Annotated in this window: 23 protein-coding genes; 10 read left to right on the forward strand and 13 right to left on the reverse strand. The window is 63.9% G+C overall.

Annotated features, from left to right (window positions below; translation table 11 throughout):
- Window positions 1–37: 37 nt before the first annotated feature.
- Window positions 38–496, reverse strand: coding sequence for an Hsp20/alpha crystallin family protein (locus ACSJJT_RS03080; RefSeq protein ID WP_435916869.1), 459 nt, complete (start codon window positions 494–496; stop codon window positions 38–40).
- A 120-nt stretch (window positions 497–616) separates the two neighbouring features.
- Window positions 617–1,411: an alpha/beta fold hydrolase gene (locus tag ACSJJT_RS03085; RefSeq protein WP_435916870.1), complete on the reverse strand. Its 795-nt coding sequence runs from the start codon at window positions 1,409–1,411 to the stop codon at window positions 617–619.
- Between ACSJJT_RS03085 and ACSJJT_RS03090 the strand changes: the two genes are divergently transcribed.
- Together ACSJJT_RS03090 and ACSJJT_RS03095 are read left to right on the forward strand one after the other, a co-directional pair.
- On the forward strand, window positions 1,397–1,663 hold the full coding sequence (locus ACSJJT_RS03090; protein ID WP_435916871.1) for a hypothetical protein: 267 nt from the start codon (window positions 1,397–1,399) through the stop codon (window positions 1,661–1,663). The two genes, ACSJJT_RS03085 and ACSJJT_RS03090, sit on opposite strands and share 15 nt — an antisense overlap.
- A 10-nt stretch (window positions 1,664–1,673) precedes the next feature.
- Window positions 1,674–3,899 carry a HelD family protein gene (locus tag ACSJJT_RS03095; RefSeq protein WP_435916872.1) on the forward strand — a complete coding sequence of 742 codons (2,226 nt, stop codon included), beginning with the start codon at window positions 1,674–1,676 and terminating at the stop codon, window positions 3,897–3,899.
- On the opposite strand, the gene metF is transcribed toward ACSJJT_RS03095, so the two are convergent.
- Window positions 3,796–4,734 (reverse strand): methylenetetrahydrofolate reductase [NAD(P)H], encoded by a 939-nt coding sequence (gene metF, locus ACSJJT_RS03100; RefSeq protein ID WP_435916873.1) that lies wholly within the window; start codon window positions 4,732–4,734, stop codon window positions 3,796–3,798. The two genes, ACSJJT_RS03095 and metF, sit on opposite strands and share 104 nt — an antisense overlap.
- A 91-nt stretch (window positions 4,735–4,825) precedes the next feature.
- Here metF and ACSJJT_RS03105 point away from each other — a divergent pair, with 91 nt between their 5' ends.
- On the forward strand, window positions 4,826–5,923 hold the full coding sequence (locus ACSJJT_RS03105) for a polyprenyl synthetase family protein (protein ID WP_435916874.1): 1,098 nt from the start codon (window positions 4,826–4,828) through the stop codon (window positions 5,921–5,923).
- Window positions 5,924–5,935: 12 nt separating this feature from the next.
- Here the strand turns inward: ACSJJT_RS03105 and ACSJJT_RS03110 are convergent, their stop codons facing one another.
- Entirely contained in the window at window positions 5,936–6,334 is a 399-nt protein-coding gene (locus ACSJJT_RS03110) for a barstar family protein (RefSeq protein ID WP_435916875.1), read from the reverse strand.
- Between the two features lie 203 nt (window positions 6,335–6,537).
- Between ACSJJT_RS03110 and ACSJJT_RS03115 the strand changes: the two genes are divergently transcribed.
- Both ACSJJT_RS03115 and ACSJJT_RS03120 read left to right on the forward strand, forming a co-directional pair.
- A complete protein-coding gene (locus tag ACSJJT_RS03115) occupies window positions 6,538–7,953 on the forward strand; it encodes a protein kinase domain-containing protein (RefSeq protein WP_435916876.1) in 1,416 nt (471 codons plus the stop codon).
- A gap of 49 nt (window positions 7,954–8,002) precedes the next feature.
- Window positions 8,003–8,962, forward strand: coding sequence for a DMT family transporter (locus tag ACSJJT_RS03120; RefSeq protein ID WP_435916877.1), 960 nt, complete (start codon window positions 8,003–8,005; stop codon window positions 8,960–8,962).
- Between the two features lie 9 nt (window positions 8,963–8,971).
- Here ACSJJT_RS03120 and ACSJJT_RS03125 read toward each other — a convergent pair whose 3' ends face one another.
- The 4 genes from ACSJJT_RS03125 to ACSJJT_RS03140 form a co-directional block, all read right to left on the reverse strand.
- Window positions 8,972–9,619: an MBL fold metallo-hydrolase gene (locus ACSJJT_RS03125; protein WP_435916878.1), complete on the reverse strand. Its 648-nt coding sequence runs from the start codon at window positions 9,617–9,619 to the stop codon at window positions 8,972–8,974.
- Window positions 9,620–9,697: 78 nt separating this feature from the next.
- Window positions 9,698–11,116: a class II 3-deoxy-7-phosphoheptulonate synthase gene (locus tag ACSJJT_RS03130; protein WP_435916879.1), complete on the reverse strand. Its 1,419-nt coding sequence runs from the start codon at window positions 11,114–11,116 to the stop codon at window positions 9,698–9,700.
- A gap of 77 nt (window positions 11,117–11,193) precedes the next feature.
- Entirely contained in the window at window positions 11,194–11,766 is a 573-nt protein-coding gene (locus ACSJJT_RS03135) for a 1-acyl-sn-glycerol-3-phosphate acyltransferase (RefSeq protein ID WP_435917054.1), read from the reverse strand.
- A gap of 151 nt (window positions 11,767–11,917) precedes the next feature.
- A complete protein-coding gene (locus ACSJJT_RS03140) occupies window positions 11,918–12,673 on the reverse strand; it encodes a lysophospholipid acyltransferase family protein (RefSeq protein WP_435916880.1) in 756 nt (251 codons plus the stop codon).
- A gap of 60 nt (window positions 12,674–12,733) precedes the next feature.
- Here ACSJJT_RS03140 and ACSJJT_RS03145 point away from each other — a divergent pair, with 60 nt between their 5' ends.
- The gene (locus ACSJJT_RS03145) at window positions 12,734–13,141 is read left to right on the forward strand and encodes a hypothetical protein (RefSeq protein ID WP_435917055.1); all 408 of its coding nucleotides are present in this window, start codon (window positions 12,734–12,736) and stop codon (window positions 13,139–13,141) included.
- 4 nt (window positions 13,142–13,145) lie between these two features.
- On the opposite strand, the gene ACSJJT_RS03150 is transcribed toward ACSJJT_RS03145, so the two are convergent.
- Together ACSJJT_RS03150 and ACSJJT_RS03155 are read right to left on the reverse strand one after the other, a co-directional pair.
- Window positions 13,146–14,213 (reverse strand): ROK family glucokinase, encoded by a 1,068-nt coding sequence (locus ACSJJT_RS03150; protein WP_435916881.1) that lies wholly within the window; start codon window positions 14,211–14,213, stop codon window positions 13,146–13,148.
- Window positions 14,214–14,219: 6 nt separating this feature from the next.
- Complete coding sequence (locus ACSJJT_RS03155; protein WP_435916882.1) at window positions 14,220–15,302, reverse strand: C40 family peptidase; 1,083 nt, start codon at window positions 15,300–15,302, stop codon at window positions 14,220–14,222.
- 312 nt (window positions 15,303–15,614) lie between these two features.
- Here ACSJJT_RS03155 and ACSJJT_RS03160 point away from each other — a divergent pair, with 312 nt between their 5' ends.
- Window positions 15,615–17,378: a DEDD exonuclease domain-containing protein gene (locus ACSJJT_RS03160; RefSeq protein WP_435916883.1), complete on the forward strand. Its 1,764-nt coding sequence runs from the start codon at window positions 15,615–15,617 to the stop codon at window positions 17,376–17,378.
- Here ACSJJT_RS03160 and ACSJJT_RS03165 read toward each other — a convergent pair.
- Both ACSJJT_RS03165 and ACSJJT_RS03170 read right to left on the reverse strand, forming a co-directional pair.
- Window positions 17,298–17,819 (reverse strand): rhomboid family intramembrane serine protease, encoded by a 522-nt coding sequence (locus tag ACSJJT_RS03165; protein WP_435917056.1) that lies wholly within the window; start codon window positions 17,817–17,819, stop codon window positions 17,298–17,300. The genes ACSJJT_RS03160 and ACSJJT_RS03165 overlap by 81 nt on opposite strands.
- Before the next feature lie 251 nt (window positions 17,820–18,070).
- Window positions 18,071–18,583: a peptidylprolyl isomerase gene (locus ACSJJT_RS03170; protein WP_435916884.1), complete on the reverse strand. Its 513-nt coding sequence runs from the start codon at window positions 18,581–18,583 to the stop codon at window positions 18,071–18,073.
- A 183-nt stretch (window positions 18,584–18,766) separates the two neighbouring features.
- Here ACSJJT_RS03170 and ACSJJT_RS03175 point away from each other — a divergent pair, with 183 nt between their 5' ends.
- From ACSJJT_RS03175 to ACSJJT_RS03185, 3 genes are all read left to right on the forward strand, one after another.
- A complete protein-coding gene (locus ACSJJT_RS03175) occupies window positions 18,767–19,783 on the forward strand; it encodes a sunset domain-containing protein (RefSeq protein WP_435916885.1) in 1,017 nt (338 codons plus the stop codon).
- A gap of 263 nt (window positions 19,784–20,046) precedes the next feature.
- A complete protein-coding gene (locus ACSJJT_RS03180) occupies window positions 20,047–20,526 on the forward strand; it encodes a hypothetical protein (protein ID WP_435916886.1) in 480 nt (159 codons plus the stop codon).
- A gap of 9 nt (window positions 20,527–20,535) precedes the next feature.
- Window positions 20,536–21,246: an A24 family peptidase gene (locus ACSJJT_RS03185; RefSeq protein ID WP_435916887.1), complete on the forward strand. Its 711-nt coding sequence runs from the start codon at window positions 20,536–20,538 to the stop codon at window positions 21,244–21,246.
- On the opposite strand, the gene trpD is transcribed toward ACSJJT_RS03185, so the two are convergent.
- Complete coding sequence (gene trpD / locus ACSJJT_RS03190; protein ID WP_435916888.1) at window positions 21,233–22,285, reverse strand: anthranilate phosphoribosyltransferase; 1,053 nt, start codon at window positions 22,283–22,285, stop codon at window positions 21,233–21,235. The two genes, ACSJJT_RS03185 and trpD, sit on opposite strands and share 14 nt — an antisense overlap.
- Between the last annotated feature and the right edge of the window lie 4 nt (window positions 22,286–22,289).

A 22,289-nucleotide genomic window follows, 5' to 3' on the forward strand; every position in this document is an offset into this window, starting at 1 on the left:
ATGATGGGAACCGACCGTCGTGTGCGTTCCTGAGGACTCATTGCTCCTGACTGCCACCCGAGCCGACCTGGGCCTGGTCGGCCGTGGCGTCAATGGTGGTCGAGCCATGCTTGACCTCCACCTTGCGCGGCTTGGCTGCCTCGGCAACCGGGATCGTCAAGGTGAGCACACCATCGGTGTACTCGGCTGTGATCCGATCGGTGGCCAATCCGTGACCAAGGGTGAGCTGGCGGGCGAAGGTGCCCATGGCACGCTCACGGGAGAGCCACTGCACCTCCTGGGACACCTTGGCAGCGCGCTCGGCGCGAATGGTCAAGGTGCGATCATCAACGTCGATGTCAACGGACGCCGGGTCAACTCCCGGAAGGTCCACAGCCACAATGTAGTTGTCACCGTCACGGTAGAGATCCATGGGAACCGCCACGGCTGCCGGCGTCCTAGTGACGTCGGAGAGAAGACGATCCATCTCACGGAACGGGTCAAAAGTACGAGCCATGTCAACACTCCTGTGAACTCAGCAGTTTCCTGCATCGACTCAATTTGAGTCGCGATGACTCAATTTTAACCATGAGTCACGCCGACTCAACATCAGGATTGAGCGTAGTTCGCTCAAGGCTCACATGTCCTGGACTCCGTTGTGCCTCCGATTGATGTGTCGACCGTTGGTGAGGAAGGGAACTGCGACGTCGCAAAACTCGTCTCCCTTGGTGATGTGGGTGCGATGCCCACCCTCAATGGTGACCATCCGGGCGTCCGGCAGAGCATTGGTCACATCCCGCAGTCGGTCCTGGCGCAGGTATGACGACTTCCCTCCCCCGATGACGAGAACTGGCATGGTCATTCGGGCACATCCGTCCCACCACTGCGGATTGGGTTTGAGTAATTCGCGGCTGACCTTCCACACCATCGTGGGGTCGAACCTCTTGCGTCCCGCCAGAGCTGCCACCTCCATGATCAGGGCGTCTGCGTATCTCCTCATGGGCAAAGGATCGTGTCGAACCCGCCGCGGCACCGGCATGTCCTCCAGCAGAACGCGATCAAATCGTTCCGGCTGACGTTGAGCAACCATTGATGCCACCAGAGCCCCCAGGGAGTGGCCGACCAGGGCACACCTGTCGATCTTGCAGGCGCCCATCTGCTCAATGATGTCGGCTGCGAAAGCCTCAAGAGGGTAGCCAGTTCCGCCTCCCCTACGAGTGTCGATGGGCCCGTGACCCAGCAGGGACAACTGATGGACGGGGACTTTCTCGACGTTGAATGCCAGTACCAGCCCACCCCAGGTGGTCGGCGAACTGGTGATTCCATGGACAGCAACGACAGGAAGATCCGTGTTCACCTCTGGCACGATACCTGCGGTCGGACTCTCAACCCCACAACCACAGGTGGCCCACAACGCATGGGAACGGTTCACATCCTCGGGAACGAACTCCTGGCTCTGGCCACGGCCCCGAGACGGGCCCGGGTCGGGCGCGACCACACCCGCCCCGTCGCCGACCCCGGCATCGGCACCGTGTGGTCGGTGCGGCAGGTCATCCGCAACGAGACCACGGTTCCGCCAACGGGGCCTCCGCGCGTAAACTTGACCGTCAGCCCCGCGACACCGAGTCCGAGGCAGACTCTCGTGAAGGACGACTTTGACCGACCACGACACTTCGACCACTGACCCCCGCGTCGTGAAAGCTGAGATCGCCAAGGAGCAGGCCCATGTCGACCGGGTCCGCGCTCAGCTGGAGATCGACGAAAACAAGGCTCGCATGTTGGCCGAGGCTGGCCAGGACATGTACCGCTCCGATCGCACCAGCTGGGTCCGCGAGGAAGACGGTACGGCGATGTTCGAACGCGATGCCTTCTCCTACAACGCAGCCAAGAGGTTGGCAGTCCTCGACGCCGAGCACGAGGGTTTGGTCTTCGGTCGACTTGACCTCGCCGACGATGACGAGGTCCGTCACATTGGGCGCATCGGCGTGCGCGACGCCGACTACGAGCCCCTCGTCATCGACTGGCGAGCCCGAGCCGCCGAGCCCTTTTACCGGGCCACTCCGTCCGATCCGATGGGTGTGATCCGTCGTCGCGTGCTGCGCTGCCGAGACGACAAGGTTCTTGGCATTGAGGACGACCTGCTGGACTCCACCTCGCAGGCCGACCTGCCGATCGTCGGGGAGGGAGCCCTCATGGCCGCCCTCTCGCGGGCTCGCGACACCCGGATGCACTCCATCGTCTCGACCATCCAGGCTGAACAGGATGAGGCCATTCGCGCCCCTTACCAAGGCGTGACGACGATCATGGGCGGCCCAGGAACCGGCAAGACGGTCGTGGCCCTGCATCGTGCCGCCTTCCTGCTGTACTCCCATCGAACCCGGTTGGAAAACGGCGGGGTGCTTGTCATCGGACCGTCCTCGGTCTTCATGAGTTACATCGAGCGGGTACTCCCCAGCCTCGGCGAGGACTCCGTCACCCTGCGTTCCGTCGGCCAGGTGCCCTCTGACATCCTGAGGTTCTCCTCCGATCGCCTCGACGAGCCCCGCACGGCCAACATCAAGGGCAGCCTTGACATGGTCGATGTACTCACCCGACTGGTCGACATGCCGATGTCGGTCGACCCAGACTCGATGCGCCTTCGAGTCACCGTCAAGGGTGAGGTACTCACCCTTGATTCCCGCGCCCTGGTCTCCACCCGCCATCGCATCCTCAAACGCAACCGGTACAACGACGGTCGCGACGTTGTTGAGGCCTCGCTCAAGGACCAGCTGTGGAGCATCCTTCCTGACGACGTCATCTGCGCCCACGACCTGAGCAAGGAGCAATTCGACGACCTGATCTCTTCCCAGGCCTCCTGGCGAATGTTCCTCAATGCCTGGTGGCCAGCCCTGTCACCCACGGACGTCCTGGCCCGGCTGGCTGACCCGACAGTCGTCGAGGCGGTCGCTCCCGACTGGGATGCCCAGACCCGTCAGCTCGTCACCAACTCCATCCCCACCAGAGTCGACCGGCGCGGACGCCGTGACTGGTCGGTGGCAGACATGGCCCTGCTGGATGAACTGGCCGCTCTGCTGGGCCCGGTTCCGCCCGAACCTGACTCGGAGGACCCCGTCTTCATCGAGGGCGGGGACACCGAGGAGCTCGTCACTCTGAGCGACCGCCTCCATCATGCTCGTCAGATCGATGAGGACGAGCCGCGAGACACCTACGCCCACGTCCTCGTCGACGAGGCCCAGGACATCTCGCCGATGCAGTGGCGAATGATTGGACGACGTGGCCCGCAGGCCTCATGGACGATCGTCGGGGACCCGGCGCAGTCGGCCTTCCCCCACCCGGAGCAGACCCAGTCTGCCCTTGACGAACTGGTAGGCAATGCTCCCTCACGAACCTTCACGCTGACGAAGAACTACCGATCCCCGGCGGAGGTCTTCACCCTTGCCGCCGAGGTCGTCGTCACCGTCCAGCCCGATGCCGACCTTCCCCAGGCCGTGCGCTCGGTGGGAGTCCGACCAACCGTGGTGCGTACCGATGACCTGTGGGCCGACGTGCGCTCCCAGCTCGACGAGATGCTTCAGGAGGTCGATGGGACGATCGGTCTGGTCTGCCCAGCCAGTCTGGTCGAGCAGGCTCGTGGCCTCGCCACAGATCCGCGGATCATCCCAGTGACGACGATGCAGGCCAAGGGCCTCGAGTACGATGGCGCGATCGTCGTCGATCCGGAACGCATCGTCGCCGAGACGGGAAACCTCACCGGTGGCGTCCGGGTACTCTATGTCGCCCTCACCCGCCCGACCCAACGGCTCGCGGTCGTCGGACTCAGACAGTCTCAGTCACCTCGAAATCTGCAGGAAGACCAGCCAGCTGCGGCCGACGCCGGGCGAGCATGGTCCGAAGCTCTGTGGTCGCACGAGACCTGTTGAGCGTGTAGTAGTGCAGACCGGGAGCGCCGCTGTCGAGGAGCTCACAACACATGTCGACGGCAGCCTCCAGGCCAATACGCCGTACGGCTGCCCTGTCCTCCTTGACGGCCTCAATCCTGGCCACCAGCTCAGCCGGGACGTCGGTGCCGGACAGCTCGGCGAATCGACGAATCTGGCCGTACGAGGTGATGGGCATGATTCCCGGGATGATCGGGATGTCACAGCTCATGGCGCGCACCCGATCCACGAGTCGCTGATAGTGGGAGGGCAGGAAGAACAGCTGAGTGATGGCGAAGGATGCCCCCGCCTCGGCCTTGTCGACGAGGATGCGCGCGTCAAGGTCAATGTCGGCAGCCTCCGGATGACCGTCCGGAAAGGCCCCGACCCCCACACATGCCTCGGGATGGACCCGTTTGACGAGCCGGACGAGGTCGGTGGCGTTGGACAGACCCTCGGGATGGGCGACCCAGGGTTGCCCCGCCCCACCAGGCATGTCTCCTCGGATGACAAGGATGTGCCCGACCCCCGACTCGGCATAGTCAGCGACCATGTGTTCGAGGTCGGACACCGACTGGTCGACACAGGTGAGATGGCCGACAGTTCGCAACCCCGTCGAGACCATGTGCTGGGTGCAGCGAAGGGTGCGATCACGTCGTGACCCGTTTGCGCCATAGGTCACCGAGATGAAGTCAGGAGCCATGGGGACGAGCGCGTCGGTGGCACTCCAGAGCCGATAGACATCGTCCTCGCTGCGCGGCGGCATGAACTCGAATGAGTGCAGGGGACGATCCCCCGAGGCCAGCAGGTCGGCAATGGTCGGCTTCTGGGTCTGCATGACGTCAGGCTAGGCGGCGCGCCCATCAGGTGGGCCTCCTGTCCAGCCTACGGACTCGTTCGACGTCGTCATTCCACTCTATGCTGGTTCCATGTTCCCCTTTGACCCGTCCGCTCCGGTCAGCGCTGATTTCCGAGAGTCCGTGAGCGCAAGGATTGCCTCCTTCCTCGAGGACGAGAAGGGGGTCGTTGACGCGATCGGCGCCGAGCTGTCCCCTGTCCTTGACGCTGCCCGCGACTTCACCGGTGGCGGCAAGAGGCTGCGCCCCGCATTCTGCTACTGGGGACATGTGGCTGCCGCGGGACAGCCCACAGAACCGAGCGGGCTGTTGCAGGCCGCCGCCAGCCTCGAGCTGCTGCACGTTTCGGCCTTGGTCCACGACGATCTCATGGACCACTCCGACACCCGGCGTGGTCTCCCGTCGGCTCATCGTCGCTTCGAGGCCGCTCATGCCGCGGCCACGGGTGACGGCCCTTCCGAACAATTCGGGTTCGACATCGCCATCCTGCTGGGTGACCTGCTGCTGGCGTGGTCCGCCCAGATGTTCACCTCCGCATCCCTGGAGGCCAGCAAGCTGGCTGCCGCCACCCCTCTCCTGGACGCCATACGCACCGAGGTCACCTACGGCCAAGTGCTCGACGTCACCTCCCAGTCAGGAATGGCAGGGTCGGACTCCGAGTCAGCGGTTGATCTCGTCGGTCGGGTCGTGGAATACAAGTGTGCCTCTTACACCGTGGTGCGCCCTTGCCAGATCGGAGTCGCCCTGGCAGGGGGTTCAGATCACCTCCAGCAGGCGATGGCTGATTTCGGCTCTCCCATCGGGAGAGCCTTCCAGTACCGCGATGACCTGCTCGGTGTCTTTGGTGACACCGACCTCACCGGCAAGCCGGCCGGGGATGATCTGCGAGAGGGCAAGCGTACAGTGCTCATCGCCCATGCCCTCAACCAGGCTGATGCCAAGGACGCCGCTCGATTGGAAGGATTCCTCGGTCGTGCCGACCTCGACGACTCCGACGTCACCACTGCCCGCCGCATCATCGAGACCAGCGGCGCCAGGGATGCCGTCGAGTCCACCATCGACGAGTGCCACCGATGCGCGGTGGCAGTTCTGGACGGCGCCGAGATGACCAAGGCAGGGAGGATCGCTCTGCGCGAGCTGGCGCGCCAGTGCGTCGAGCGTCGCTTCTGAGAGGTACCTGGCTCAGACCAGTAGGAGGGCGAAGCCGTCGAGATCGTCCTCGTCAAGACGCTGCCCGATGACGTCGACCAAACGTCCCCAGTCCTGGGGGTTCTCACGTTGGAAGGGCTGCCAGCCCGTCCACAACACCGCGGTGTCGCCCTCGACATCAGCCAGACAGTCATGCAGCGCGTCGAGGTTGTGGCCGAACCAGCTCGGGAACGACAGGGCGTTCCCCAAGCCCGTCAGGACGGCGTCGAGGTCCGCCCCTCCGGCCATGTCGACGATTCGCCATCCGGCGTCGCGCCATACCCGTGCAACCGCGGATGGATCAGAAGCACTTGCCGGATCAACGAGCACGATCCCGGACCCAATGGGTCCTGCGGCCTGGGGATCAGCCTGGGCGTCAGTCTCGGTTGTCATCGGATGATCCTGTGAAAAGTTGAGTAGTGGTCCGCGGTCCAGAAGCATGCCACGTCAGAGCCGCAGACAGTGCGCAGCAGTCATGAATTCAGCCTAGGGACTCGCCGAGTCATCCTCCGATCCCCTCGTGGGGACTACGCATACACTTCAAGGTGGGTCGCACCCCCTTCTTCCCCGACCGTGCGTGAGGCGTAATCGTGAGCATGACCATGAGCACTGACCCCTTGGTGGGTCACATCCTCGAGGGTCGCTACGAGATCGTGTCAAAAATCGCTCGTGGCGGGATGGCAACCGTTTATCGAGCCCAGGACTTGTGCCTTCCTCGCATCGTCGCGGTCAAGGTCATGCACGAGGGGCTCGACGCGGAACTCGCGGAACGATTCGATTCCGAGGCCAAGGCGGCAGCCCGGCTCATCAACCCTCATGTGGTGTCCGTCTTCGACCAGGGGATGGATGGGGACCGCCCCTTCATCGTCATGGAATACGTTCCTGGGTGCACCTTGCGCCACATCATCACCCAGGAGGCGCCCCTCACCCCAGTGCGAGCCCTTGACCTCCTCGAGCCGGTGGTGTCTGCCCTGGCCAGCGCCCACGAGGACGGGTTGGTGCATCGCGACGTCAAGCCCGAGAACGTCCTCATCTCCGATCGCGGCCAGATCAAGGTCGCTGACTTCGGTCTGGCTCGTGCGGTCGGCAACCAGACGATGTCGGCGACCTCCGGGCAGCTGATTGGAACGGTGTCCTACATTCCTCCCGAAAGGGTGACGCGAGGCAGTTCCGACGAGCGCTCGGACATCTACTCCGCCGGCATCGTGCTTTTCGAGATGCTCACTGGCCACAAACCCCATACCGGGGACTCCCCCATTCAGGTGGCATGGGCGCACGTCAACAAGGACGTGCCCGATCCCTCCCAGTACTTGGCCAATGGCATCCGTGCTGAACAGGACATCGCTTGGCTCATTCCGAGCTACCTCGACGGGCTGGTGCGGACATGCACCTCACGCGACCCAGCCAAGCGCCCTTCCAATGGACGAGACCTTCTCGACCTGATGCGTCGTGTTCGCCACGCTCTCTCGACGGGACACACTGATGACCCGGTTCTGGATGCCCTGCAGTCACGCGCGTCCCGATCCAGTGTCGTCATCACTGATCCTGTGGCCCACACTCCCCAACGATCCACTGATCGTTCCGCTCGCAGTCGTGGAGAGCCGATCCGTCCCAGGACGGCGTCGATCTCGCCGTGGTCACGCAACAGCGCCACACCGGTGTCCCCGCACACCCCCGTCTCGACACCGGGTTTCCCGTTGTCACCGGTGGATCGACGTCCCATTCCCCGGCCGAGCCAACCCCTCAAGCACACCCGGCCTCGGCCTGGGCATCGACCAACAAACCAGCCAGCCTCTCATGCCAGATTGGCACAGGACGCCGTCCATCGTCGTCGTCGCGGGGTCATCGCGACCGTCTTTGTCGTCGTGGTGGCAGCGCTGTGCGCATACCTGGTCTTCCACTTCGCGTCCTCCCAGTACTCCGCGAGCGAGCCTTCAGGCACAAATTCGGTCGCGCGAACAACCGTTCACAGCGAATCATCCGGACTGCACACCTTGACGCAAAATATTTGACGCTATTTTGGGTTGCAGGGCGAAGATTCTCCCGCGTATCATCTGATTCGTGGTTGGTTTTCGTTCTTCGCGCCTTGCTGTGCCCGCTCTCCTTCTCGTGGCTGCTCTCTGGGGATCGACCCTGGTCGTCATGAAGGGCGTCTACGCCCACATGAGTCCCGAGAACCTGCTCGCCTTTCGTTTTGCCCTCGCGGCGGTCGCCTTCGGAATCCTCTTTCCCAAGGCTTGGCGTACTGACATGCGCACCATCACCAAGGGAGTCGTCCTCGGTGTCCTCTTCGCCGCCGGGCAGCTGCTCCAGTCCATCGGACTCAGCAGCACCCAGGCTGCCACGAACGGATTCATCGCCAGCCTGTACGTCGTCTTCACCCCGCTGTTGGCGGCCGTCATCTTCCGCAAGAAGGTGTCCAGTGCCGTGTGGGGAGCTGTTGCCCTGGCGACTGTCGGTATGGGAGTGCTGGCCCTTGACCCGTCCTCGCTCGGGAGTGGGTTCGGTGGTATCGGCCAGCTGTTGACCCTGGCCTCCGCCCTGGCCTATGCCGGCCACATCGTCGCAACCGGACGTTTCGCCAACCCGTCCAATGTCGCCTCGCTGGGCCTCTACCAGACCATCACCGTCGCCGTCGTCTGCGTCATCGCGGCCCTGCCCGGTGGCCTGGGCGCTCCCACCCACCCGGAGGACTGGCTCGCCCTGGCCTACCTGGCCATCATCTGCGGCACCTTGACGACCTTCATGCAGAGTTGGGGCCAGGCCCGCGTCGAGTCCGCCCGCGCCGCCGTCATCATGTGTACCGAACCGCTGTGGGGAGCCATTTTCGCCATCGGCCTCGGTGGCGAAACCCTCACCGGTCGCATCACTGTCGGCGGTATCGCGATCCTGGCCGCCATGGCCCTCGTCGTCCGCCCGCCTCGTCGTCGTCGCGGTGCACCTCAGCACCATCCCGAACCCCCGGTGCCCCAGGTCGATCCGGCCTGGGCTCCGAGGTTCGGGATGGACCGAATGCTCTGAATTCGTGGGTCAGTCCTCGGGAACTTCCCAGGGCTGGCCATCGCGTAGATCGTGGAAGGTGGTCGGGACCATCTCCTGGTGACGGTCGAAGGACAGCTGCCAGCCTCGCTCATTGAGCAGGCCCTCATGGATGAGGAACCCATGACGGGCTCCCACCGACTTGGCGAAGTCGAGGGTCTCCTTCATGGCCGCCCACGGACCATGGGCTGGGCAAGCCAGCACGTCGACTCCTCGCGGAGTTTCGTCCAACTCATCACCGGGATGGAAGAGGATTGTGCCGAGTCCCTCGCCAATGAGGTACCCGACGTTGCCGATCGGCTCCAGATCCCGATGGATGATCGCGTGATGGCCGCCCACGGCCTCAATCCTCACCTTGCCGAGTTGCACCACGTCGCCCGGGGCGATGGGGTCTGCGTCAAGGGCAGGAACCTCGTGGCTCGCACCCTGTTCGGCGCGCACCACCGCCCCCGAGTTGGCGTCGACCAGAGTACCGATGTGCTCAGGATCAACGTGATCGGGGTGGCGATGGGTGACGAGGATGGCGTCCAAGTCGGTCAGCCCGTGCCAGGACTGGCTGAGGTTGCCGGGGTCGACGAGGATCCGCTGCCCGGCTGCTTCGACGAGGATGCAGGAGTGTCCCAGATGCGTGATTCTCATGACTCCAGTGTTCCGCCGCCGCCGGCCGACGGCAACCAGTTCAGAGGCATTCGCCACTGAACTGGCCCACATCGCGCATCACAGGTCGATGCTGCGGAACCTCGCCAACGGACTGACGGCGTTGCGCTTGAGACGACCGTCAGCCAGCCTTTCGGCGATCATGAAGGCCAGTTCCAAGGACTGGTTGCGGTTCAGACGAGGGTCACAGGCAGTTTCGTACCGATTCGCCAGGTCGGCCTCGGCGAGCATGTCGATGCCCCCCAAACACTCCGTGACGTCGTCACCAGTCAACTCGATGTGCACGCCACCCGGCCAGGTACCCAGTTCTTCGTGGACGTCGAAGAAGCCATTGACCTCGTCGCAGACATCAGCGAACGACCGCGTCTTGTAACCGTTGTCGGCCTCGAAGGTATTACCGTGCATCGGGTCACAGCTCCACACCACCTTGCGGCCAGTGGCCTCGACGGCCTTGATGACCCTCGGCAAGTTGGTGCGTACTGCCTTGCTGCCCATCCGGGTGATGAAGGTGAGACGCCCAGGCTCGTGGTCCGGATCAAGAACGTCCGCGATGGCGACGGCGTCCTCTCCTGTCGTCGTCGGACCAAGCTTGACCGCCAACGGGTTGCGCACATGACGCAGGAACTCAACATGGGCACCGCCGAGTTGACGAGTCCGCTCGCCGATCCACAGCAGGTGGCCCGAGCAGTCGTAGGGCAGCTGGGAGCGTGAATCGATCCTCGTCATGGCGTGCTCGTAGTCGAGCAGCAAAGCCTCATGGCTGGCGTAGAAGTCGACCGTCGACAGCTGGTCATCCTCGACTCCACAGGCCATCATGAAGACCAGTGCCCGCTCGATCTCTGATGCCAACGCCTCGTACCGGGCCTCGACGTGAGAGTTGCGCACGAAGTCGGCATTCCAGGCGTGGATGCCACGCAGGTCGGCGAAGCCACCGGTGGCAAAGGCCCGAACCAGGTTCAGGGTCGCTGACGACGCGTTGTAGACCCCGACCAGACGCTTCGGGTCGTGCACGCGTGCCTCCGGGGTGAACTCAAACCGGTTGACCGCATCGCCCCGGTAGCTGGGCAGCGTGAGGCCCCGTCGGGTCTCGGTGTCCTTGGAGCGCGGCTTGGCGTACTGTCCGGCGATGCGTCCCACCTTGACCACCGGGAGCTGACCGGCGTAGGTCATGACGACCGCCATCGACAACAGCACACGGAGTTTTCCCTTGATATTTGCGGCATTGACGCCAGCGAAAGTCTCCGCGCAGTCGCCACCTTGCAGCAGGAAGGCCTCACGATTGGCAACCGCTGCCAGATGGGCGCGAAGGTCGTCGCACTCCCCTGCAAACACCAGCGGGGGCAGGGCGCGAAGCTGTTCGATCACCTCGGCAGTTGCCTGGGAATCTGGGTAATTCGGTTGCTGGACCCGTGGCAAAGCGTTGAGGGCCTCGAGACTGGGAACGCTCTGGGACATGGCCGGGAGTTTACTTCCCGCCACCGCGATCGGTGGTTGTGTTCCACACAGTGACGGACTTAACAGTTTTCAAACGCTCAGACCCGTGCCCGGCCTGGCGTTCACCGGCCCGGGTGAATGTCGCGTTCTGCCAACCGATCGGCCAGCGAGGCCTTCCGGGCCTGAAGCTGAGCAGCCAGTCGGGCCTTCTCCTCCTCGCGGGCAAGCTCCTCGGCGTCGCGTGCGCTCTCCTGGCGCAGCTGCTCCCCCTCGGTCTGACGGCGCCTCTTACAATCCCGTCTCATTTTGCGCACGCGCGAGATCCAGATGAGTGGACGCGGCCGAAGATCTCCCCGAACCGCTGGATGGTCCTGATAGGTCAGTCCTGTCAGATCGCACAGAGCCAGAGCGACGTCGTCGGCAGCTGCTCTCAGGACCGCGTGAGAGTGCGGCGTGGCGGCATGCCGAGACAGGTCGACCGGATCCCCGAGGACGAGCTTTCCGTCGGTGACCTGGGCTGGCACGACGAGGGCCCCGGCAGCAAGCGCCAACCGGGCGACCTCAACATCGATCCGATGGATCTGACCTGCCCAGCTGTGCAGCCCCTCAGGCGCCATGACGACGACGCATCCCTGGGACAGGTGCTCTCGTGCCTCGCCATGGGATTGCTGACCCCTGGCTCGACGTCCGGACATCCGATAAACCTTGCGGTGAGTTCCCGCCAGGCACTGCCCGGCGGTCGCGAGATCTCCGCGGCGACGCAGGTGAACCGCAACGATCACCGGTTGAGCAGGCAGGGCTTGACCCGTCACCTCGCCATGGGATCGACGCAACCAGTTCATACGATCAGGCCTTCGTCACGCGCGGCGGCGGCACCGGCTTGCTGCCTGGTCGCAGCTTGACGAACTTCGAGACATCCTTGCCCTTGAGATTGCCGTGCTTCACCCGGAAGCCATACACGTCGACATATCCCTGGCCGGTGAGATCACTGATCGCTCCCATCACCTCGTCGGTGACCCAGCGCAGTACGGCGGTCTCCTCGGCGCGATCAGCCAGCACATCGAAGTGCATGGGCTTGCCGAAGACGATGGTCGGGTGGTCCAGCAACGGGATTCCGAGAACCTTGCGCCTCACCGTGGTACCGCTGATGCCCACCGGCACGACGGGAGCTCCCGAACCGAGCGTCATTCGGGCAACACCCGTCTTACCCTTGTAGAGTCGCCCATCGGGAGAGCGAGTTCCTTCCGGGAAGATGCCGACCAGGCCGCCCTCGGCAAGTCGGCGTTCCACCGGGCCCATGGCATTGACGCTGGTGCGCCCACCCACGCGATCCAACGGCACCTGATCGACAGCACGCAGAAACCATGCGACCACCTTCGACCCCAATCCGCGGTCCCCGGCAAAGAGTTCCTTCTTGGCCGGATAGGTGAGCTTGCGATCAATCATGGACGCCACGATCACGGGGTCCAGCGCCGCAATGTGGTTGCAAGCCAGGATCACCCCACCCCCGGTGGGTATGTTTTCCTCACCGATGACACGGGGGTGCCACAGGGCTCGCACTCCTGGTCCGAAGAGCGCATACTTGAAGAACTCATACCACATGGGGCCTCCTCGGCGATCAAGCCTAGCGGCACCTCGAGTTCCCTGACAGGTGGAGGGATGATGGAAAGCGACGACAACGACGTCGATGCCGCTTTCGAGGAGCTCATAGCTCGCGAATTCGGGGAGGTTGTCACCGCCCCGGTTCGCCCTCGTCCCGAACACCGACCGGTACGGCGTGTCCCGATCCCCATTCACCCTGAACCCACACCCGATCCCGATGAGATCGATGAACCATTACCGGTCGAACCGCCATCTCCGACCAGCGCAGCCACGAAGGTCGGACTCATCCTGGTGGCGATCTGCATCGTCACGGTGCTGCTGTCCATGGGAGGGATCAACGTCCCTACAACGGCGCTCATCCTGGCGATCACGTCGGGAGGAGCCGGAATGAGCCTGCTCATCTGGCGGGCCATCACCCGACGGGAACGCGACGACGATGGCCCGTGGGGCAATCACTCTCGGCTGTAGCCGCTCACCTGTCCCGGACGACGGGACCGGTAAGGGTCTCGGTGAGGCTCTGACGCAGTGTGCGCCGTGGCTTGCGAGCAGTACGCCGACGCGGCCAGAAACCGCGTGCCGGGCCCGGTGGCTCATTGATGGAGTGGCGAGCCAGATCAGCCGCGCCGATCAGCCCTGCGTCATTGCCGAAATGAGCCTTCTGAATGTCGGCCATGGGCCGGAAACCGCGACCGGTGAGGGTACGGGCGTACACCGTACGGGCGGGTTCGAGCAGCAGGTCCCCGGCAGCACTGACGCCACCACCGATGACGAAGAGGTCAGGGTCGAGGGCGGCGGCAAGGTTGGCCATGCCACGGCCCAGCCAGATACCGATGTCCGCAATGAGTTCGATGGCCAGCCGGTCGCCGTCCACGGCTGCACGGGTGACATCGGGGCCAACGAGGTTCTCAGGATCGCCATCGGTGACATAGGACAACAGGCCCTGGGCGCCGGGAGCGCCTTCCGCTAGAAGGGCACGAGCATCCCTCACGAGAGAGTTCCCGGACGCGTACTGCTCCCAGCAGCCACGGTTCCCGCACGGGCACCAATGACCTTCCGGGACAACCGTCATGTGGCCGAACTCGCCGGCCATGCCATAACGGCCACGGAACATCCGCCCGTTGATGACCAGTGCCCCACCGATGCCAGTTCCCAGGGTGAGACACACCATGACTCGCGACCCTTTACCAGCTCCGAAGCGGAACTCGGCCCAGGCGGCTGCGTTGGCGTCGTTGTCGACGAGCACGGGGACGGTGATGCGCTCGGACAACCGATCGCGCAAGGGCTCGTTGCGCCATGCCAGGTGCGGGGAGAATCGCACAAGGGCTTGCTCGGTGTCTATCCAACCGGCGGCACCAATACCAACGGCGCAAATGGGATGGTCGTGGGACAGTTCACGAACTGATTCGACGATCGCGTCCTCGACGGCCTCCGGGCTGCGAGAGGGGGTCGGACGCTGGATACGCCGAACGATCTGGCCACTGTCATCCACGACACCGGCGGCAACTTTCGTGCCGCCGATGTCTATACCAACGCTAAGCAAGGAAGGTCAGCCGAGACGGCGCGCACCCTGGTAGGACATGTGGCGCGACAGATTGGAGATCTTGATGCCGGTACGCGGGTTGGAGGCATGAACGAACCTACCGCCACCGATGTACATGCCGACGTGACTGATACCGGGGTAGAAGAAGACGAGATCACCCGGCTGGAGGTCAGACATCGGAACTGGGGTACCGACCCGAAACTGCTCAGCGGCTGTACGGGGAATGCTGAGGCCAGCCCGCGCCCAGGCGGCCATCATGAGCCCTGAACAGTCAAATCCGTTCGGTCCGGTACCACCCCAGACGTAAGGCTTGCCCACCTGCGCCAGGGCGAAGCCCAAGGCGGCCTGAGCACGAGCCGACGAGGTCGAGGAAGGGGTGGGAATCGCCATGTCCTTGGCGGTCGCGGAGGTCTGAACGGCCGAGCGTCCCGCAGCCCGGGAGACAGCGTTGGTGGCGGCTTCAGCGGCCTGACGTCTGGCCAGTTCCTCGCGCTGGTGCGCGGTGAGGCGATCGACGACAGCCTTTGCCTCCTGCTCCTTCTTCTTGGCGTCAGCCAAGAGCTTCGCCTGCTGGTCGCGCTGGGCCTGGATGGTCGCGCGGTCTGCCTCTGCCTGCGACTTGAGGGAGGCCAACCGAGCCTGCTGGGCCTGGAAGGCCTGGAACTGCTCAGTGGTCCGATCGGTGACGTTCTGGACGGTTGCCAACTTGGACAGGAACTCGCCGGACTCACCGCTGGTCACGAGCTGAGTGGTGGTCGAGACCCCGCCGCCACCCTGGTAGTCGTTCAGGGCGACACGTCCGAGAGCACGGCGCATCGTCGCGACCTTCGCAGACTGAGCCTTGAAATCCTTCTCAGACCGCTTGAGGTCCTTCTGCGCCTTGACGAGGGCAGCTTGGGCCCTGGAGTAATTCTCCTGCACCTTGGCAGCCTGCTCATCGAGCTGGGCGAGGCGGGTCTTCGCCTGATTAATGGGATCAGGTGTTGCATTGGCTCCGGGTTCGACAGACGCCACCGTGCCGAGGACGATCGCGCCGGTGATGGCCGCCACCGCGGCGCTGTGTCCGCGTCGATGGGTGCCACCACTCATTCGAGAAGCTCCACGTTTGTGCTCCACAGTCAACCCTTCACCATCACCTGTCCGGCCCGACCGCGTCATCACGCGATACGCACCGTATCATCCATCCAACCGCGATGTGGTCGTCGGATCAGGACCATGCCCGCCAACTGAGAGAATCTTATGCGGTCCTCAGGAGCAGGGCAACTCGTTGGCGCAACCCGCTCACAGCACTGCGCGAATATCGTCAACACATGTGCACAACACGACTCGGACAAGACTGTTCTCCACCGTTCTCGCTCATGTGCAGCATTCTTGTCGCCGGGACTGTCTACCGTCCCCATCATGAGTGCCGCATCGCTCCAGCCGTCTTTCGACGATCTGGGCACTCCTCTGTCCGACGTCACCTTCTGCGTCGTCGACCTCGAGACCACTGGTACCGGCGACAATGCCCAGATCACCGAGATCGGGGCTGTCAAGGTGTGCGGAGGTCACGTTGAGGGCGAGTTCCAGACCCTCGTTCGCCCTTCCGGGACAATTCCGGCTTCCATCCAGGTCCTCACCGGTATCACGGACGCCATGGTCCGGACGGCACCGCCACTGGCCGCTGTCCTACCGAGTTGGTCAGAATTCAGTCGGGGCACGGTGCTGGTCGCCCACAATGCCCGTTTCGACGTCGGCTTCCTGAAGCGGGCCTATGCCGAGCACGGCTACTCGTGGGCGAACCCTGGTGTCGTGGACACCCTGGCATTGGCTCGCTCCGTACTCTCCCGTGACGAGGTTCGCAACTACAAGTTGGGCACCTTGTCCCAGTTGTTTCGGACCACGACGACGCCGTCCCATCGCGCGCTGGCCGATGCTCGTGCGACCGTCGATGTCCTGCACGGTCTCATCGAACGGGTGGGAAACCTCGGTGTCACCACGATGGAAGACCTGCTGGAGATGACTCACCGGGTCCCCCGAGCTCGGCGGCGCCGCCGGGTGTGGGCCAAGGACCTTCCGGAAGGCCCTGGTGTGTACTGGTTCTGCCTCGACAAACCGGCGCCTTCCCCACCCGAGGTGCTCTACGTGGGCAAGTCGGTCAACATTCGACGCCGGGTGTCGCAGTACTTCACAGCCTCCGAGACGCGGCGCCGGATGGACGAGATGATTCGGGTTGCAACAGGGGTGAAGGCCCGAGAATGCTCAACTCGCCTTGAGACGGGAGTGCGAGAACTACGTCTCATCGATGCCCACCAACCGCGGTACAACCGTCGTTCGCGTCACCAGGGATCGGTGTGGTGGGTCACCCTCACCAAAGAGACTCATCCCCGTACCTCTGTGGTGCGACGTGCTGATCGCGGATCACAGCCGCCCTGGGGACCGTTCACGAGTCGTCGCGCGGCAACTCGCGCCGCCATTGTCCTCGCTGAAGCGTTTGGCCTTCGACAGTGCAGCGGCCCACTGTCACGTCATCCTGACGGCTGCCCGTTAGCCGAGATGAAACGATGCTCAGCTCCTTGCCTGAATCCCGCCTTCGAGTACTCAGCACTCATCGACCGCACTCGCATGGCCATGATCTCGGACGTCCGGGACCTCACAGATCGGCTTGCGGAACGAATCGCCCACCTGTCCGACGCCGAGCGCTTCGAGGAGGCCGCGGAATACACCGAGGACGCTCGCGAAGTGCTGAGGACCACCCGCCGACGTGCCCGGCTGGCGTCCTTGGCGTCCTGCCGCCAAATTGTGGCGGCCCGGCGGGAAGGTGCTTTCTGGGAGATTCACGTCATCCGACACGGACGATTGACCGGAGCAGGACGATGCCGCGCAGGAATTGACCCCATGCCCGTCATCGATGCGATCTGTGCGACGGCCGAGACCGTCGTCACTCCCCCACCAGGTCTACCGGCATGCACCGTCGAGGAAGCCGAGTTGGTCGCATCATGGTTCGAAGAACCCGGAGTCCGGCTCGTCGACATCACCGGGGAATGGTCATGGCCAGCTCACTGCTGCGTGACCACCGAGGAACTCGCCGCGCGAGTAGCCGCCTCACACCACCCAGGTGACGATGAGGGCAGCGAGACACACTGCGAGGATTGCCAACCCCGCCCCGGTCCGGCGACGCCGTGAGAACCACCGGGTCTGCAGCCACACCCAGCCCGACACCGCTCCAACGACAACCGCACCGATATCGGCGATCCAGGTGTTCGACCCGATCACGATGGCCCAGATGATGAACATCGTCAGCAAGATGATGTCCGCGCGAATGTCTTGTTTCTGGGCGTACTTGACGACTGCCGATGCCGCCATCAAGCCGAACAAGCCACACATGGATCCTTCGACGCAGTACGGCACTCCCGCAAGGCTGATGGCTGTCGATCCACCGACCCCACACAGCAGGTACAAGAACGCGAACTGCACCGAACCGATCATCGGCTCGATCTGATGGCCGATGAGTACCAGGAGCAGACCACTCAGGACGGCACTGAAGACGGATGACGCCGTCAAGGAGAAAACCAGCGGTCGCCAGACCTGGAAGTCATAGGCCTTCACCGCTCCGGATGCCAGCATCGATGACAAAGGGGTGAATCGTGCCGCGATCGTCGCCAGCACGGTCGCGACGGCCAGGGCCAGCGAGGCCGGACACAGTGCCGGGGCAGGACGGACGGGGTGTTCACTCCAGCGGTCAGGCATGAATCTCCTCTGGTCACAAGGCCGTCAACGACGGAAAGGCCACAGTGGTGGAAACGCCCCGAGGTGCGGCCACCTCGGGGCAGGTACCCGGCCCCGCGAACAACTCCGCGAGACTCGGGGCTCAAGGATCAGGAAAGCTCGACGCTCTCGATGACGACCGGCTCGACCGGACGATCCATACGGCCAGTGCGAACCTGAGCGATCTCGTCAACGACCTTGCGGGACTCCTCGTCCGCTACCTCGCCGAAGATGGTGTGGCGACGGTTCAGGTGCGGGGTCGGGGCAACAGTGATGAAGAACTGGGAACCATTGGTGCCCGGACCAGCATTCGCCATGGCCAACAGGTAGGGCTTGGAGAAGACGAGCTCGGGGTGAAACTCGTCAGCGAACTGGTAGCCGGGACCGCCAGTTCCGGTACCGAGAGGGCAACCACCCTGGATCATGAAGCCGTCAATGACACGGTGGAAGGTCAAGCCGTCATAGAACTTGCCAGTGGTCGGCTGACCGGTGTGCGGGTCGACGTACTCCTTGGTGCCGCCAGCCAGTCCGACGAAATTCTCGACGGTCTTGGGGGCCTGATCGGCAAAGAGATTGAGGACGATGTCGCCGTGGTTGGTGTGCAGAGTCGCGGTAGAGGCCACCTGCCTGCCTTCCTGTGAGAAACGATGTGGTCAGTTCCAGACTACTGACTCTCCCGCCCTACTGGCTGGGATTGGCTCTCCGGTGAACACCAGGAACTGCGAATCCCTGGTCTGCGAGCCATTTGACGGATACCGTGGACGGTGCTCGATCACGAGCTTAATCCCATATGAATTGGAGGAACCGTGTCCTGCAAGAAGAAGGCTTCCCGCAAGACCGCCGCCGCAAGCAGCCCCAGCACGCTCAAGGAGCAGCGTGCACAGGCGCTGGAGATCGCCGCCGCATACCTCACAGCCGCCCAGGACAAGGCTGCTCCGCTGGCCGCGCAGGTCAATGACAAGATCGGACCGCTGACAGACCAGCTCTCGGACAAGATTGGCCCCATCTCCGAGAAGCTCGGACCCATTTCCGACCAGGCTGTCGAGGCTGGCAAGAAGGCACTTGACGTCTCGAAGGAGTACACCCAGGACAAGGTCGTCCCGGCCCTCCACCAGGCCTATGACACCTTCCAGAAGGATGTTCTTCCTGGCCTCGAGGAACGCGCCGAGAGGGTTGCCGCCATGCCCGCCGTCGAGGAGGCCACCCGCCGTGGACAGGCCGCCGTCTCCGCCCTCAAGGGTGAGTCGACCGAGCTGGCCGCCAAGGCCGGCGTCGAGACCACGTCGGTCAAAAAGGCCAAGCACCGCAGCAAGCTCGGCAAGGTGCTCGGCACTCTCGCCGTCCTCGGCGGAATCTCGGCTGCTGCCGTCGTCGCCGGCCGACGCTTCATGAGTTCCTCCGACGATGGCTGGACTGCCCACGAGCCCAAGGTCACCTATTCGTGGACTCCGGGGGACAAGGGCAAGGCGACCGACAAGCCCGCTCCGAAGTCTGGCGACAAGCCGGAGCCGAAGACGGACGGCACGTCGGTTCCGGCCGACCCCGTCGCCGCGATGGCCAACGAGGGTGGTCCCGCTGCCGCTGCTCCCGAGACGACCGCCGAGACCACCGAGGCTCCCGAGGAGGGCACGAAGGACGAGAATTCGAAGGCCACCTCGTACGTCGGCGAGAATCCGCCAAAGGAATACGTCATCAAGGGCAATGACCGCTCGATGAAGTACCACGTCCCCGGTTCCGGCGGTTACGACCGCACCATCGCCGACGTGTGGTTCGCTACTGAGGAGGCCGCCCAGGCTGCCGGGTTCACCAAGGCCCAGCGCTGAGGTTCTCACTCCCCACTTTCGACGGGGCTCGTCACTCGACGGGCCCCGTCGTGGTGTGTGGCGACCGTTTCGTGGAGATGACATGGCTCCCCTCGCATCCCCGATTTATGTGACCTAAGTCTCGTTGCGCAGCCTGAAATGTTACAGTCCTGTAACAATACATTTTTGATGTCACATTCGGCGTCTGTGATGGCACTTATGCCTATTAGAAGAGTGTTCCATACCCCTTGGGAGGACACACCACCGACAGAAAGGCCTGTCACATGACCAGCCCCGATCTCCAGTCCTCGACGACGCCGACAGCATGGGTCGACGCCCGTTACTTCTCCCTCCACGTCCGTTCCCTCGTTCATGAGTGCCGCGTCCCGTGGCGAGTCATCGCCCTCCTCGCGCACGTCCCGAGCCAAACCGTGCGACGACTCGCCGGACAGGGCGACCGTCCCCTGCAACGGATTCGTGCCATCGATGCCATGCGCATCCTCACGGTCAGTGTCGATGACGTCGAGGCAGCACGAGGCAGGGGCGTACCAGCCGGAAGTACCCGGGCCAGGGCTCTCGCCCTCCAGAAAACTGGTTGTGACGTCGAGGACATCGCCACCATGCTCGACGTGACAATTCCCCAGGCTCACGCCCTCCTTGACGGAACGGCGGACATGTGCACCGAGATGACGCGGCTTCGGGGCCGCGCGGCATGTGAGGCTCGTGGGCTGCTCGCCACTGCCGAGCCCCTCACGTCCTTGTGAGCCACCCCCATGTGGGCCGTCCTCGGGATCGCAGTCTCCTGCGGGCTCGCGCTGTGGCATCTCCTCGTCACCGTACCCCGGCTGACAGAACCAACTGTCGATGAGGTAGGTGAGGGGGTCCTGGGCATCAAGCCGCGATATGACTCCCTTGCCACGCCGATTCGGACCCTCGTCGTCATGGCTACAGCCGCCGTATGTGGTTTTTCCTCGACCTCCGCTCCCAGGTGGAGTTGGGGACTCTGGTGGGTCTGGTCCGGGTCGGTCGCGACCCTCGTGGCCGTCGATCAAGCCACCACCTTCCTGCCGGTAAGGCTATGGCGCCGCTGTGTCGCCGAATCAGCAGTCGCACTCATCGCAGGCCTGGTCGTCACGTGGCCACCACACTTACCAACTCTGGCCGGATGTGTTGCCACGGCAGCGGTAGCGACCGGCTTTTTCTGGCTGATGTGGCGGCTGACTTCCTCCCTCGGGTATGGGGACGTCAGGCTGTCCGCCGGAACGGGGTTTCTCGGTGCGACGACGGGCATCCTTGCCCCTCACCCAGACACCTTCCAAGCTGGCATGACGACCTTGCTTGCCGCAACCATGCTGGGAGCAGTAGTCGCGATCGTGACGACACTCATTCGCCGACACCGACCCTCGCCATGGGGATCAACATTCGCATACGGCCCGGCCTTGTGGGCCGGGCCGTGGGTAGCTCTCGCGATCAGTCTGAGGTGACCGAGATCCAGCTATCGAGGCGATCGCTGGCGGCCCCGGAATCAATGGACTGGGCCGCACGCTCCAACTCGTGTGCCAGCTGCGGGGCGACGTCGTCATCAACCTTGGGACCGTCATATGCCAGCAGGGCTGCCGCCGCGTTCAGCAGGACGATGTCGCGCACCGGACCGCGCTCTCCCGCCAACACCTTGTGGACGACACCAGCGTTGAACTGCGGGTCCCCTCCCACCAGGTCAGCTGGAGCAGCCGGTGTCAGGCCCAGGGCCGCCGGATCAATCTCGTTCTGGGCAACCTGTCCGTCAGAGATGACCCAGACCTGCGACCTCGTCGTGGTCGTCAGCTCGTCGAGACCATCCTCGCCATAGAAGACCAGTCCCCGAGTGCCTCGCGTGGCCAAGGTGTCCGCGATCAGCGGAGCCATGGCACCATCCGCGATACCGATCGCCGCAGCGTGCGGGCGGGCCGGGTTCGTCAATGGGCCAAGAAGGTTGAAGGTGGTCTGAATGCCGAGCTCCTTGCGGGCCGGAGCGGCATGACGCAAAGAGGCGTGGTAGCGCGGGGCAAAGAGGAAGGCCAGGCCCACCTCGTCAAGAACGTCCGCCTGGCGATCCGGGTCAATGTCGACCCCGACACCGAGAGCCTCCAAGCAGTCTGCCGTCCCGCAGGCGGAGCTGGCAGCGCGGTTGCCGTGCTTGACGACCTTGGCCCCGGCGCCAGCAGCAACCAGGGCCGCCATCGTCGAGATGTTGACAGTATTGGCGCGGTCGCCACCGGTACCGACGATGTCAACAGCATCGCGATCCAATTCCAGCGGTGTGGCCCGGGAAATCATTCCTTCCGCCATGCCCGCGATCTCGTCGGCGGTTTCACCCTTGGCCCGCAGTGCCACTGCGAAGCCGGCAACCTGTACTGGAGTCAGTTCACCGGACAGGACCCTCTCCATTGCCATGGCGGCGGTGCCACGATCCATGTCGCGCCTCGCAACAAGATCGGTCAGCAGGTCGGCCCAGGTGAATTCGTCGATGCGATTCTCGGACATGACA

The organism is Cutibacterium nasicola (assembly GCF_051303185.1).
Taxonomy (GTDB): domain Bacteria; phylum Actinomycetota; class Actinomycetes; order Propionibacteriales; family Propionibacteriaceae; genus Cutibacterium.

Excerpts from the sequence above, each read along its gene's own strand:
- ACSJJT_RS03080 (WP_435916869.1), bottom strand. The coding sequence starts at position 496 with ATGGCTCGTACTTTTGACCCGTTCCGTGAGATGGATCGTCTTCTCTCC.
- ACSJJT_RS03090 (WP_435916871.1), top strand. The coding sequence starts at position 1,397 with ATGGGAACGGTTCACATCCTCGGGAACGAACTCCTGGCTCTGGCCACG.
- metF (WP_435916873.1), bottom strand. The coding sequence starts at position 4,734 with ATGCAGACCCAGAAGCCGACCATTGCCGACCTGCTGGCCTCGGGGGAT.
- ACSJJT_RS03105 (WP_435916874.1), top strand. The coding sequence starts at position 4,826 with ATGTTCCCCTTTGACCCGTCCGCTCCGGTCAGCGCTGATTTCCGAGAG.
- ACSJJT_RS03110 (WP_435916875.1), bottom strand. The coding sequence starts at position 6,334 with ATGACAACCGAGACTGACGCCCAGGCTGATCCCCAGGCCGCAGGACCC.
- ACSJJT_RS03115 (WP_435916876.1), top strand. The coding sequence starts at position 6,538 with ATGACCATGAGCACTGACCCCTTGGTGGGTCACATCCTCGAGGGTCGC.
- ACSJJT_RS03125 (WP_435916878.1), bottom strand. The coding sequence starts at position 9,619 with ATGAGAATCACGCATCTGGGACACTCCTGCATCCTCGTCGAAGCAGCC.
- ACSJJT_RS03135 (WP_435917054.1), bottom strand. The coding sequence starts at position 11,766 with ATGTCCGGACGTCGAGCCAGGGGTCAGCAATCCCATGGCGAGGCACGA.
- ACSJJT_RS03140 (WP_435916880.1), bottom strand. The coding sequence starts at position 12,673 with ATGTGGTATGAGTTCTTCAAGTATGCGCTCTTCGGACCAGGAGTGCGA.
- ACSJJT_RS03145 (WP_435917055.1), top strand. The coding sequence starts at position 12,734 with ATGGAAAGCGACGACAACGACGTCGATGCCGCTTTCGAGGAGCTCATA.
- ACSJJT_RS03155 (WP_435916882.1), bottom strand. The coding sequence starts at position 15,302 with ATGAGTGGTGGCACCCATCGACGCGGACACAGCGCCGCGGTGGCGGCC.
- ACSJJT_RS03160 (WP_435916883.1), top strand. The coding sequence starts at position 15,615 with ATGAGTGCCGCATCGCTCCAGCCGTCTTTCGACGATCTGGGCACTCCT.
- ACSJJT_RS03165 (WP_435917056.1), bottom strand. The coding sequence starts at position 17,819 with ATGCTGGCATCCGGAGCGGTGAAGGCCTATGACTTCCAGGTCTGGCGA.
- ACSJJT_RS03180 (WP_435916886.1), top strand. The coding sequence starts at position 20,047 with ATGACCAGCCCCGATCTCCAGTCCTCGACGACGCCGACAGCATGGGTC.
- ACSJJT_RS03185 (WP_435916887.1), top strand. The coding sequence starts at position 20,536 with ATGTGGGCCGTCCTCGGGATCGCAGTCTCCTGCGGGCTCGCGCTGTGG.
- trpD (WP_435916888.1), bottom strand. The coding sequence starts at position 22,285 with ATGTCCGAGAATCGCATCGACGAATTCACCTGGGCCGACCTGCTGACC.